This is a genomic window from Streptomyces sp. MB09-02B (assembly GCF_033794485.1).
Classification (GTDB): Bacteria; Actinomycetota; Actinomycetes; order Streptomycetales; family Streptomycetaceae; genus Streptomyces.
This window is the reverse complement of the sequence record NZ_JARGEE010000071.1, coordinates 17,131-28,458: the sequence shown is the minus strand read 5'-3', so window position 1 is coordinate 28,458 and position 11,328 is coordinate 17,131. Positions and strand designations below refer to the sequence as shown.

12 protein-coding genes and 1 pseudogene are annotated in these 11,328 nt (G+C 70.3%); 5 read left to right on the top strand and 8 right to left on the bottom strand.

Features of this window, described 5'->3' with window-relative positions:
• Positions 1-204, bottom strand: a 204-nt coding sequence (locus P1P70_RS13305; RefSeq protein WP_319237033.1) for a hypothetical protein, incomplete at its 3' end; no start/stop codon positions are given.
• A 105-nt stretch (positions 205-309) separates the two neighbouring features.
• On the opposite strand from P1P70_RS13305, the gene P1P70_RS13300 reads away from it, so the two are divergent.
• The 5 genes from P1P70_RS13300 to P1P70_RS13280 all read left to right on the top strand — a co-directional run bounded on the left by P1P70_RS13300 (position 310) and on the right by P1P70_RS13280 (position 3,803).
• Entirely contained in the window at positions 310-699 is a 390-nt protein-coding gene (locus P1P70_RS13300) for a DUF6153 family protein (protein ID WP_319237032.1), read from the top strand.
• A gap of 94 nt (positions 700-793) precedes the next feature.
• The gene (locus P1P70_RS13295) at positions 794-1,462 is read left to right on the top strand and encodes a DUF305 domain-containing protein (protein ID WP_319237031.1); all 669 of its coding nucleotides are present in this window, start codon (positions 794-796) and stop codon (positions 1,460-1,462) included.
• A gap of 169 nt (positions 1,463-1,631) precedes the next feature.
• Positions 1,632-2,000 carry a BlaI/MecI/CopY family transcriptional regulator gene (locus P1P70_RS13290; protein ID WP_319237030.1) on the top strand — a complete coding sequence of 123 codons (369 nt, stop codon included), beginning with the start codon at positions 1,632-1,634 and terminating at the stop codon, positions 1,998-2,000.
• Positions 1,997-2,920, top strand: a complete 924-nt coding sequence (locus P1P70_RS13285; protein WP_319237029.1) for a M56 family metallopeptidase — start codon at positions 1,997-1,999, stop codon at positions 2,918-2,920. Before P1P70_RS13290 ends, P1P70_RS13285 begins: the two co-directional genes overlap by 4 nt.
• Positions 2,921-3,257: 337 nt before the next feature.
• Positions 3,258-3,803 (top strand): DUF4396 domain-containing protein, encoded by a 546-nt coding sequence (locus P1P70_RS13280; RefSeq protein WP_319237034.1) that lies wholly within the window; start codon positions 3,258-3,260, stop codon positions 3,801-3,803.
• Positions 3,804-3,911: 108 nt separating this feature from the next.
• On the opposite strand, the pseudogene P1P70_RS13275 reads toward P1P70_RS13280, so the two are convergent.
• The 7 genes and pseudogenes from P1P70_RS13275 to P1P70_RS13245 form a co-directional block, all read right to left on the bottom strand.
• Positions 3,912-4,163, bottom strand: a pseudogene (locus tag P1P70_RS13275) (DUF1707 SHOCT-like domain-containing protein); the annotation flags it as partial.
• A 728-nt stretch (positions 4,164-4,891) separates the two neighbouring features.
• Positions 4,892-5,554: a FadR/GntR family transcriptional regulator gene (locus P1P70_RS13270; RefSeq protein ID WP_319237028.1), complete on the bottom strand. Its 663-nt coding sequence runs from the start codon at positions 5,552-5,554 to the stop codon at positions 4,892-4,894.
• Positions 5,555-5,728: 174 nt separating this feature from the next.
• The gene (locus P1P70_RS13265; protein WP_319237027.1) at positions 5,729-6,703 is read right to left on the bottom strand and encodes an NAD(P)H-binding protein; all 975 of its coding nucleotides are present in this window, start codon (positions 6,701-6,703) and stop codon (positions 5,729-5,731) included.
• Between the two features lie 82 nt (positions 6,704-6,785).
• On the bottom strand, positions 6,786-7,601 hold the full coding sequence (locus P1P70_RS13260; protein ID WP_319237026.1) for an oxidoreductase: 816 nt from the start codon (positions 7,599-7,601) through the stop codon (positions 6,786-6,788).
• A gap of 449 nt (positions 7,602-8,050) precedes the next feature.
• Entirely contained in the window at positions 8,051-8,620 is a 570-nt protein-coding gene (locus P1P70_RS13255) for a TetR/AcrR family transcriptional regulator (protein WP_319237025.1), read from the bottom strand.
• Positions 8,621-8,714: 94 nt separating this feature from the next.
• Complete coding sequence (locus P1P70_RS13250) at positions 8,715-10,058, bottom strand: DUF3533 domain-containing protein (protein ID WP_319237024.1); 1,344 nt, start codon at positions 10,056-10,058, stop codon at positions 8,715-8,717.
• Positions 10,055-11,179, bottom strand: coding sequence for a 4Fe-4S binding protein (locus tag P1P70_RS13245; protein ID WP_319237023.1), 1,125 nt, complete (start codon positions 11,177-11,179; stop codon positions 10,055-10,057). The genes P1P70_RS13250 and P1P70_RS13245 overlap by 4 nt, the downstream gene beginning before the upstream one ends.
• Positions 11,180-11,328: the final 149 nt, after the last annotated feature.

Genomic DNA, 11,328 nt, shown 5'->3' with positions numbered 1-11,328 from the left:
GCCCAGCGACAGCCCCGCGAGCCCGATCCCCTCGGCCCCGCCGACCAGGTCCGCCACCGACAGCACCACCCCGTGGGCGACCCCCGCCGAGGCCGCCGGTCCCTCGGCCTCGGCCGGCACCACCGACACTCCCTGACCCAACCCGTACGGCAGCGCGCCATGGTCGTCCGTCGTCGTATGTCGTCGTGACGTGATCTCCACCACGAAACCGCTTAGTAGAACAGTAGAAAACGCCCTTTCACCCGGCGCGACCTCGTCCCTTGGGTACGGTCGTGACAGCAGATCCAACGGTCGGTGACGGAGCCCCGCATGCAGGTGAGTCGACGTGTACGCGCGGGTGGCCCCCTCGGCCACCTGCTACTCGCCGCCGTGCTCGCCCTCAGCGTCTTCGCGATGCACAGCACCGGGCACCCCGGCGAGTCCGCGCACTCCATGGACACCGCCTCCCACGCCACCACGACGGATACGACGGCGCCGGGGCCGAAGTCCTCGCACGAACCGGCCCCGACCATGGACATGCAGTCCCTCTGCGTGGCGATCCTGCTCGGCGCATGGGTCCTCACCGTCCTCCTCACATCGGCGTTCACCCGCCGTCATGAGGAGTGGGCAGAACTTCTCGCCCAGGTCGCCGCGATCGCGCGACCTCGCCCGCCGCCGCGCGGGCCCGATCTCACCCGTCTGTCAGTTCTGCGGCTGTAGGCCGAACCGCTCACGCGGGCGCGCGCCCTGCGCGGCCCCGCGGCTTCGCCTGCCCACGAACAGCCAAGAACGCACACCACGAGGTGAATCGACCATGACTGCCCCCACGCGTACCCCGCGCCGGACGCGCCTCCGCCGGGCCGCCGCCATCGCGAGCGTCGCCACCGTCGGCGCCCTGCTCCTCACCGCATGCGGCGACGACATGAACGGTATGGAGCACGGCGGCGGCAAGAGCTCACCGTCCGCGTCCGGCGACGCCGGATCGACCGACACCGGATCGAGCGACGCCGGATCGGCCGGCTTCAACGACGCCGACGTCACCTTCGCGCAGATGATGATCCCGCACCACGCGCAGGCCCTGGACATGGCCCAACTCGCCGACGGCCGGGCCTCCGACGCGGAGCTCAAGGCCATCGCCGAGCAGATCGAGAAGGCCCAGGAACCCGAGATCGAGACGATGAAGGGGTGGCTGCGGTCCTGGGACAAGCCGACGGCCCCCGAGTCCATGCCCGGTATGGACCACGGCGACGATGACGGCATGATGTCCGACGCGGACATGCGGCGGCTCAAGGGCCTGAAGGGCACCGAGTTCGACAAGACGTTCGCCGAGATGATGATCCAGCACCACAACGGTGCCATCACCATGGCCGAGGACGAGCAGAAGAACGGCAGGTACGGTGCCGCCGTGAAGATGGCGGGCGCCATCGTGCAGGGCCAGACCGCCGAGGCCGAGCAGCTCAACGACATCCTCGACCGGCTCTGAGCACCCCGGCGCGGGCCGACGCACGGCCCGCGCCGGTCCTCGCGCGATCGGTCCCACCGCCACCGCCACCGCCACCGCCACCGAGGAGCCGTGACGAGCAGGCCATCTACTATGCCCCTGCGTACGTGCGTACCCACGTACGCGCGGGCAGCCAGAAGGAGTCAGGGCCATGCGACGGCTGGGGGAACTGGAAGCGGAGATCATGGACCGCCTCTGGACGTGGAACCGTCCGGCGACGGTGCGCGAGGTCGTCGACGATCTCAACAAGACCCGCCCGCTCGCCTACACCACGGTCATGACGGTCACCAACATCCTCTACAACAAAGGCTGGTTGCTGCGGGGCAAGCAGGGCCGCGCCTGGCTGTACACCCCCGTGCGCAGCCGCGAGGCGTACGCCGCGGCGCTGATGGAGGACGGTCTCGACGCGAGCAAGGACCGGCCGGCCGCGCTGATCCACTTCGTCGAGAACATGACGGAGGAGGAACAGGCCGCCCTGCGCAAGGCGCTGCGCACGGTGGGACGGCAGGCGAAGTCGTGAACGCGGCTCCGCTCCTGCTCGCGTACACGGCGACGGTGGGGTTCGTCGCCCCTCCCCTGGTCCTGCGTGCCGCGTGGCCGCACCGGGCGCCCGCCCTGGCTCTGCTGGTCTGGCACACGCTGACGCTGTCCTTCGCCCTCGGCGCCGCCCTGACCGTGTACCACCTGCTGATGCCGGCCGTGCACACCCACGAGGGTCTCCTGGGCCTGCTGCACTCCTGCGGACTCGACCTCGGCCTCGGCCCCGGCGCGAGCGGACCCGATCGCGACATCGCGGGCCGCCTCGCCGTCGGCGTTCCCGCAGCGCTCGGGACCGCACTCACGGGAAGCTTCGCCTTCCACGTCGTACGAGCCCGTCGGGCGCGGGCCCGGCACCGGGAGGCGGTGGATCTGGTCGGCCGCCGCTGCGTACGGCTGGGCGCCACCGTCCTGCCGTACGACGTGCCCGCCGCCTACTGCCTGCCGGGTCACCGGCCCAGGATCGTGATCAGCGACGCGGCCGTGCGGGAGCTGAGCCCCGAACAACTGGCGGCGGTCCTGGCGCACGAACGGGCGCATGTCGCGGGCCGCCACCATCTGGTGATCGCCGCCGCGGCGGCGTTCCACTCGCTCTTCCCCCGACTCCCCCTGGCCCGCCACGCCCGTGCGCAGACGACGCTCCTGCTGGAGATGGTCGCCGACGACCGTGCCCTGCGCACCCACTCCGACAGTGCCCTGGCGAGCGCGATGTACGAGATGGCGGCGGCCCGGACGCCCAAGGACGCGTTCGCGGCGGGCGGCCCGGCGGTCCTGCTCCGGATCCGGCGGGTGCTCGGGCCGCGCCCTCCCGCGCACCGCGCGCTCCGGGGTTCGGTCGCCGCCGTGATCGCGACCGTTCCGCTGCTGCCGCTCCTCGTCGCCTGCCCGCTCGGCGCCGCGTGACGCGGCCGTAGCCGCACCCCGGTCATCGCACCGCCTCGGCCCGCAACTGCCCGATACGCGCCTGCAGTTCGGGTGAGACGGCCACCACCAACACCGTCCCCATCAACACCGTCCCTATCAGCAGCATCGTCGCCATCGAGCCGCCCGTACCGTGAAGCCGATCACGAGGTACGCACCGTGCCGCGCCGCGCGCCGCCATCACGGCCCCTCACCCTCGCCATATACCCCCCAGGGGTATAGCCTGGCGTTGCTCCTGAAGACGGGCCACCATGGAGGAGAAGGGTGGTGAAAGGTCATGGACCACATGGACCACCTGGACCGGGAAGACATGGACCACATGGACCACAGGACTCATCCCGACGGCACCGCACCCCCCGACCGGATCGCTCGCGACGAGGGTCGGCACAGCCGCCACTCCGACCACGCGCTGCCGCACGGAAGCCCCGGAGGCGCCTCCTGGGCCACGGCGGCGAAGGCGACCCTGCACTGCCTCACCGGCTGCGCCGTCGGCGAGATCCTGGGCATGGTCATCGGCACGGCTCTGATGTGGGGCAACGTGCCGACCATGATCCTGGCCATCACGCTCGCGTTCCTCTTCGGCTACTCGTTCACGCTGTTCGCGGTGCGGCGGGCCGGCCTGGACCTCAGAAGCGCGATCAAGGTGGCCCTGGCCGCCGACACCGTCTCGATCGCTGTCATGGAACTGGTCGACAACGCGATCATCGCCCTCACCCCCGGCGCGATGGACGCCCACCTCGACGACGCCCTCTTCTGGTCAGCGCTCCTCGGCGGCTTCGCGGTCGCCTTCCTCATCACCACACCGGTCAACAAGTGGATGATCGGCCGGGGCAAGGGCCACGCCGTCGTCCACGCGTACCACTGACCGGCGAGGCGCCGCCTGTCGCCAAGTCCCGGCAGACACGACCGGCCAGCAATCAGCGAACGCAGGACCCCGGTGCCGGATGAGGCCTCACCGCCTGGCGTGAGGGACCGACAGATCCAGGCGCGCCCTTCCGTACGCGGACCCGACCTTGAGGATCCGAGGCACGCGCCATGCGCCGCGCCGCTTGATCCGTCCCCCTGCGGCGGCGATCGTCGATGTGACCTCCGGCTGCTCCTCCGGGAGTGAGGCCAGAGCCGGCACGAGCTCACCGGGCGTCCTGGCGGTGAGGACTTGATGCAGGCGTTCGTCCAACTCCTTGTGCGAGATGAGCGCTTCGGCGTACGCCCGGCCGGGGCGCACCTCCGGTACGAGGGCTTCGAGCTGGGCGACGGCAGCCGGCACGGCGGGCGAGGTGGAGGCGAGGACGGCGATCCGTCGGTACGGCCCGGCCAGGGCGGCCTTGAACATCGCCTCGTCGGACTTGAGAACGGGCACGCCCCACAGTGTGCGGGCGGTGTCCACCACCTCTCCGTACGAGGAACAGGTCAGCGGCAGTCCTTGTACGCCACCGTGCACCACGTGCCCGATCAGCCGCAGCATCCGGCGGCGCAGCGCGTCCGTGAGGCCGCCGGCGGCGCGCGCGTCGTCCAGCAGCCGGTCGTCCAGCACATTCCAGACCGTGGCCTGCGGGAACTCTTGCGCGAGCGCCTCTTGGGCGACGCGGGCTCCGGTCGGCACGGCGTGGATGAGGGCAACCAGGGGATGGGGTTCGATCACCGGGTCTTTTCCTTTTCCGGCAGACGGGAACCGGTGAAGGCCCCGGCCCCGGCGAGCGAGCGCTCACGGAGGCGGCCAGGTCCCGGCGGTGGTTCACCGCCGCGCCGTCACCGTATGACTCACCGGTAAACCGGTAAACCAGTTGCACGCATGGGGAGCTCTGCCGGAGTGGCGTAGAGCCCCAGTCTGTCGAGGAGGATGGCCGGCCGACCGGCCACCAGCGATCACCGGTGACCGACGACGGCAGTGAGGGCTACAGGGCTACGCCTCACGCCGTTCGAGAGTTTCCATCAGGCGCCGCGATGCCCCGCTCATGTGCCGCGCCATCGCAGTGCGGGCAGCCTCGGCATCTCCCGCGGCGACGGCTTCGAAGATCGGCACCTGGTCGGCGTAGGCCACCTCACGGGGGCGGACGGCCCGGTGCGCTCCACCCAGCCTCGCTGGATCATCACCCGCATGCCCTTGAGCATGGCCCGCAGCACCATGTTGCCCGACAGCTCCCCGAGGACCGCGTGGAAGGCGGTGTCCGCCTCGGGGAACTCCTCGTCCGGGCACTCCCGCATGGCCGCGAGCCGAGCCCGCAGCAACTCGACCCCGGCCTCGTCGCGCGCACGCGCGGCAAGCCCGGCGACGACGACCTCCAGCTCCGCACGCGCCTGCACCATGTCCCGGGCACCCCGCTCCCGCAGGACCAGCCCCAGCTCGAAGAGCCGGTAGAGCACGTCGGAGTCGGCACCACGGAAGTAGGTACCGCTGGACTGCCGGATCTCCAGCAGACCGAGGAAGCCGAGCGACTTGATCGGTTCGCGGACCGTGGGGCGGTTCACCCCGAGCATCTCGGTCAACCGCCGCTCCGACGGAATCCGGTCGCCGGGTTGCACCTCGCCGGACATCAGGTAGTCGATGAGACGACGGGAGACCTCGGCGGCCGGCGGTTCCCGTGGCTCGACCGTGATCCTGGCGAGTTCGGCCATCGCCTTCCTCACTCCGACACGACGTGCTGGCTGGATTCTAGGTATCCACCGGCATGCCGGTGAACCGGTGCTCCGGAAGCGTGGGTCAGGTGCGGCGCACGAGCTCGAAGGCGCTAAGGCTCCGGCGTGGCGTCCCTGTTCCGCTCCAGACCGTTCACCGGACCGTTCAGCGGCTCAGGCAGTCGCCGGCTTCCGGATGCGCGGGTGGTTCTCCAGAGCCCACCGCACGGTCTTCGGCGGGCGTCCGAGCAGGGTTTCCAGCTCGTCGGTGATGCCGCCGTATCCTCCGCGGCCGATGATCCGGGTCAGGGTCTTCAGGTGCTCCGCGATGTGCGGGTACGCGGACATGTGGGTGTCCACGTAGGTCTCGTTCCAGGTTTCGATGTCCTCGGGGACATACGTGACCGGGCTTCCCAGCACGGCCGCGAAGTCCTCCGCGATCCCGTGCATGTCCTTCAGCTCCGGGCCGGTGAGCGCGTAGGACTTGGAGAGGTGCGGCGCCGGGTCGGCCAGGATCTTCGCGCACAGTTCCGCGACGTCGTAACCGGCGACGGGTGCGAGCCGGTGGTCGCCGAAGGGCAGGCGCAGTTCACCGTCGGCCAGTGAGCCGAGGGCCAGCCAGGTCATGATGGGGTTCTCGACGAAGAAGGCCGCCCGAATGTTGACGGTCGGGACGCCGGACCACTCCAGCACCTGCTCGGCGACCCAGTGGGCCCGCTGCTGCGGCGACCAGTTGGCGACGAGCCCGCCGAGCCGCGCGCGCCGTTCCTCCTCCGGCGCGGTCATGTGGTCGAAGGTCATGAACGACTGCTCGTACTCGGAGATGTTGACGAACACCTCGATGTCGCCCTTGGCCCGCGCCGCCGCGGCCATCAGGCTGACGGCGTCGGTGTAGTAAGGCGACAGGCTCATGCTGAAGTAGATGCGCCGGACGCCCTCCAGCGCGGCGGTCACGTCGGCGATGGTGAGCAGGTCACCGACGAAGACCTCCGCCCCGGCCCGGCGGAGCGAGTGGGCGCGTTCGTCGTCCTGCCGCACGAACGCGCGCACGGGGTGCCCTTGTTCGAGCAGCATGTCGACCATCGTCCGGCTCACACCACCGATCTCGCCGGCGGCACCGGTGATCAGGATGGGATTGCGCTCTGACATCAGGGTGTCCTCTGTCTTGTTGGAGGGTGGGTCGGGGATGTTCGCGAGGCGAGAGGGGGCCGCCTCCTGCGAACCTTGCTGGTCAGCCGGCCAGGCGGTTGATCTTGCGGATCTGCTTGTCGAAGGCCCGGGCGGGTACGAGACGGCGCAGTGTGCTCACGCGTCCGGCCATGGGCCCGGCGGTGTAGCGCAGCTTCGGCCTGGCGTCGGTCGCCGCCGCGACGATCGCCTTGGCGACGACGGCGGGTGCGTCGCCGCCCCTGACGGCCTCCGCCAGCACGCGGTCGACGGTCTGCCGCTGCCGCGCGTACGCGTGCAGGGGCGTGTCGGGCTTGCCGCTGTTGGCCTCGAAACCGGTCCTGGTGTAGGCGGGTTGGACGAGAAGCGCCCGGACGCCGTGCTCCCGGACCTCGTGGTCCAGGGACTCGGTGTAGCCCTCGATCGCGTGCTTGGAGGCGGCATAGGCGGCCATGTACGGCTGGGGCATGAATCCGAGTACGGACGAGATGTTGATGATGCGCCCGCGCTTCTGGGCGCGCATGTGCGGCAGGACTCCCGTCACCATGCGCATGACCCCGAAGACGTTGGTGTCGAAGAGGGCCCGGGCCTGCTCGACGGAGGTTTCCTCCGCCGCGCCCGTCGCGCCGACGCCGGCATTGTTGACCAGCACGTCGATCCGCCCGAACCGCTCACTCACCTCCTGGACCACTGCGGCGACCGATGCGTCGTCGGCCACGTCGAGGTCGAGGAACGTCACACCGTCGAGCGGGGTGACGCGTGAGGTGTCCCGGCTTGTGCCGACCACGCCGAAACCCGCTGCGACCAGTGCGAGCGCGGTCTCCCTGCCAATGCCGGACGAGGCACCCGTCACGAGCGCCACCGGCCGATCTGTCGTCATCACACACTCCCGCACACATTGAGAAACCGATCGGTTTCCATCACTGTAAACCGATCGGTTTCCGCATGCAAGCCCAGGCAGGGAGAGAGAGGGGGAAGGGCGGTATGGGTGGGGTCGGTGCGCAGGATGCGCGCGGGAGCGTCATCCGCGCGGCGATCGCCGAGTTCGCGATCGCCGGCTGCCACGGCACCACCACCACCGCGGCGGCCGTCAGACGGTCAGCAGTACGCCGCCGCACCCCTTCCGGCCCTTCCCGACAAGAGGCGACCTCGTCACCGCTCCGACGCGGAGCGCGGAGGACACTCGCCCGGCTCTCGCGGGGGCGGCCGATGGAATGGAGGGCGGCCGGAGCAGAAGGCCGATGGAATGGAGGGCGGCCGGAGCGAAAGGCTGCTGGAGTGCTCGCCCGAACGCCGGGCGGTGGGGAAGTTTCCCAGAGGGGCGAGGCGTCAGCGCACGCCTGCCGCGTCGAGCAGGGTGATCACCGTGGGCGCGATGAGCCCCGTCAGTCGGTCCGCGCCGATGCCCGCGCGGGCGCTGCCACCGTCGAAGACCAGGCTGAGCTGCCGGGCCAGCAGAGCGGGATCGCTCGCCCCGCCCTGCTCGGCCTCGGCGCGGAAGAAGGCGGTCAGGTTCTCCTTGACCCCATGGGCGACCCGGCTCGCGGGGTGACTCTGGTCCTTGAGCTCGATCTGCGCGGCCAGGAAGGGGCAGCCGTGGAACTCGGGCGCGCCCGACTGCGATTCCACCTGCTCGAAGACGTGCAGGATCCGCTCCCGGGACGGACGGTCGTCGTCCGCCGCGGGCAGGAGCGCCGCCACGTAGGCGGAAGTGCGCCGCTCCAGACTCGCCGCGAGCAGTGCGTCCTTGCTCTCGAACAGCTGGTACATGGAGCGCTTCGACACTCCCGCCGCCTTGCACAGCGCCTCGACGCCGATGCCCACACCGTCTCGGTAGGTGAGCGTTGCCGCCGCCTCCAGCAGCCGCTCTCTGGGGCTTGGTTTCACTTCGGTGGTCATACTGCGAGGTTAACTCGATTCCCACAGAATGAAAACTGATCGGTTTCCAGGCTGGAGCCCGGCTGAGGCGAGGCGACGGCACAGGAGAGGGGCGCTACGCCGGGACCGCCGTCTTCTCGGGCGTCGTCTCCACCGGGATGCGGTGCAGTCCCTTGCGGTCGTACCACCCCAGCACGCCGAAGCCGAACAGCGCGGCCGCCACGAGACCGGCCCCCATCATGACCCAGCCTCGGGTCAGACCCGCGTCGCCCTGGGCGTCGTAGTAGAGGATCGAGCGAACACCACCGGTGATCTGCCGCAGCGGCTCGAACTCCGAGAGGAAGCGGTAGAAGCCGGGCAGCGCCTCGATGGGGGTGGTGGCCCCGGCCGTCGGCACCGCCATTCCGATGAAGACCAGCGTGACCACCAGCATGCCGGGCGTACCGAAGACCGCGAGAAGGGTGAGCGCGCCGATCCCGGAGACGGCGATGGCGCACACCGAGAACAGCCACAGCAACGGCAGATGGTCGGCGTCCATGCCCATGATGCCGACCGCGCCCACCATGACCAGCGTCCCCGTCAGCAGGGACATTCCGGCCATGACGGTGCTGCTGATGGCGAGGGTCTGCACCCGCGTCGCCCGGATCAGCGGGCGGTGCAGGCGCAGGGGACCCATCTCGTTGTGGGTGTAGCCGAGGGCGTGGTCGACCTGGCCGCTGACGACGTTGGCGGAGAGCATGCCGACGACCACGAGGGTGAGCGCGTAGTAGAACGCCGTCAGGCCCAGGCCGCTGCGCGAGTCGAGCGGATGGCCGTCCTCGACTGTGACGGCGGCCGGGTCGGCGAGCAGGAGGCGCGCCGCGGCGGGCAACTTCTCCTGCCGGGCGCCGGTCTGCGCGGTCAGCTCCTTGCCCACCTGGAGCGAGGCGTTCTCGGCCGCCCGCGTCGTCGCCGTCCGAGCCAGACCGGAGCCCACGCTGCCGGCCGACTGGTTGGTGAGCACCGTCAGCCTCGGGCGGGCCGGGGTCCCGATGGCCGTGGTCCCGATGGCCGTGGTCCCGGTGGTCGAGGTCCCGGTGGTCGTGGTCCCGGTCAGTGCGGTGACGGAGGAGGTGAAGTCGGCAGGGACGACGAGCGCGCCATACAGCTTGCCCTCGCCGAGTTCCTCCTTCATCTCCTTCTCGCTCATCACCTTCCAGTCGATCCCGCCGTCGCTCGCGGCGGACTTCCTGGTCGACTCGATGATCCGCGCCCCCAGGTTGACCTGCTCGCCGCCGACGGCGGCTCCCTTGTCGGCGTTGACCAGGCCGACGGGCAGCTTGGTCATGTGATCGACGGGATCGATGTTGGCGCCGACATACAACACGGCGAACAGGAGCGCGAGTACGCCTGTGACGACCCCGTTGGCGATCCACAGAGTTCTGGCACGCAGGACGCGGAAGGGCTGCACGCCACTCATGACACACGTTCCTCTCGCTCGGCGGACGCGGAGCGCTTCGCCGGGGGCTGCCAGCCGCCGGCGACCTCCTTGACGGGCTTGTGGGGAAAGCGGCGTCGGGCGTACTCCTGCGCCTGCGAGCCCGGCAGGACGTACAGGGTTTCCTTCTTGTCCTGGAGCGGTCGCAGCACGGTGTCCATGAACGTCTTGCGGTCGTCCAGGTACGGACCCAGGACGTCCTCGCCGGCGGGGCAGACGGCAAGGCAGTAGCCGGACTTGTAGCCGGGGGGCGAGCTCAGGCTCTGCCACATGGAGGCGCTCTCGGAGTCGGTGACCCGGGAGCGGTAGTCGGCGGCGTCCTCGCTGTCGGCCACGGTCTGCGCCCAGTCGGTGAACCCGCTCATGAACTCGCGGTAGTTGTGGGTGGTGCAGGCCAGCCCGTCGAAGGCGCCGTCCTTGGCGATGGCGCCGACCGGGCAGGCGGCGACGCACAACTTGCAGTCGATACAGGGGTTGTAGTCCAGCGCCTGCCCGTACTCGCTCACCTCCGCGTCCACCAGGACGGTGACCAGCAGGACGAAGCTGCCGAACTTCGGGTGGATGACGTTGCGGTGCAGGCCCATCACGCCGAGCCCGGCGGCCACCGCGACCGTCTTGTGCGCCACCACCCAGATCCGCTCGTGGGGGAAGTGGTCCATCTCCTGAGGGAAGCCGACGGAGGGATTGAGTGCGCGGTATCCGGCGTCCTGGAGCGCCCGGGTGACGCTGCGGGCGGCGTGGTTGGTTTGTTCGTCGGCCTGGTGGAACTCCTGGTTGGCCACGCTGCGGGCCGGGGAGCGGCAGTTGTCGCGGTTCATCCGGACCGCCATCGCGATCAGGGTGCGGGTGCCGGGCAGCGCCGACTGCGCGTACTCGCGCTCGCCCGCCAGGTCGGGGTGGTCCAGGCTCACCGCGGCCGCGTCGTCCGCACCGGCCGCCAGGCACAGCTCGCGCAGCCAGGCCGCGTCGATCACCGCCGGCGGGCGCGCCACGTCACCGGCCCTGCGCCGGGCGAGTACGGCCTGTACGGACGGGTGGGCGGCCAGCTTCGCCGGAAGCCTGGGACTCGGCGGTTGCCCCTCGGCGTCGCGCGCGGCAGTCATCCGATGCTCCTAATGAGTCGGGTTGGCGCCTCGCCTCCACGGCGAGAAACCGATCAGTTTCACCACGGTAAACCGATCGTTTTCCACACGCAAGCCTCTACTGCGGACCACCCCCGCTCCATCCCTCTTCGAGGCGCGGCCGCAACCGG

Excerpts from the sequence above, each read along its gene's own strand:
- P1P70_RS13270 (WP_319237028.1), bottom strand. The coding sequence starts at position 5,554 with ATGGCCGAACTCGCCAGGATCACGGTCGAGCCACGGGAACCGCCGGCC.
- P1P70_RS13300 (WP_319237032.1), top strand. The coding sequence starts at position 310 with ATGCAGGTGAGTCGACGTGTACGCGCGGGTGGCCCCCTCGGCCACCTG.
- P1P70_RS13290 (WP_319237030.1), top strand. The coding sequence starts at position 1,632 with ATGCGACGGCTGGGGGAACTGGAAGCGGAGATCATGGACCGCCTCTGG.
- P1P70_RS13280 (WP_319237034.1), top strand. The coding sequence starts at position 3,258 with ATGGACCACAGGACTCATCCCGACGGCACCGCACCCCCCGACCGGATC.
- P1P70_RS13260 (WP_319237026.1), bottom strand. The coding sequence starts at position 7,601 with ATGACGACAGATCGGCCGGTGGCGCTCGTGACGGGTGCCTCGTCCGGC.
- P1P70_RS13295 (WP_319237031.1), top strand. The coding sequence starts at position 794 with ATGACTGCCCCCACGCGTACCCCGCGCCGGACGCGCCTCCGCCGGGCC.
- P1P70_RS13245 (WP_319237023.1), bottom strand. The coding sequence starts at position 11,179 with ATGACTGCCGCGCGCGACGCCGAGGGGCAACCGCCGAGTCCCAGGCTT.
- P1P70_RS13255 (WP_319237025.1), bottom strand. The coding sequence starts at position 8,620 with ATGACCACCGAAGTGAAACCAAGCCCCAGAGAGCGGCTGCTGGAGGCG.
- P1P70_RS13250 (WP_319237024.1), bottom strand. The coding sequence starts at position 10,058 with ATGAGTGGCGTGCAGCCCTTCCGCGTCCTGCGTGCCAGAACTCTGTGG.
- P1P70_RS13265 (WP_319237027.1), bottom strand. The coding sequence starts at position 6,703 with ATGTCAGAGCGCAATCCCATCCTGATCACCGGTGCCGCCGGCGAGATC.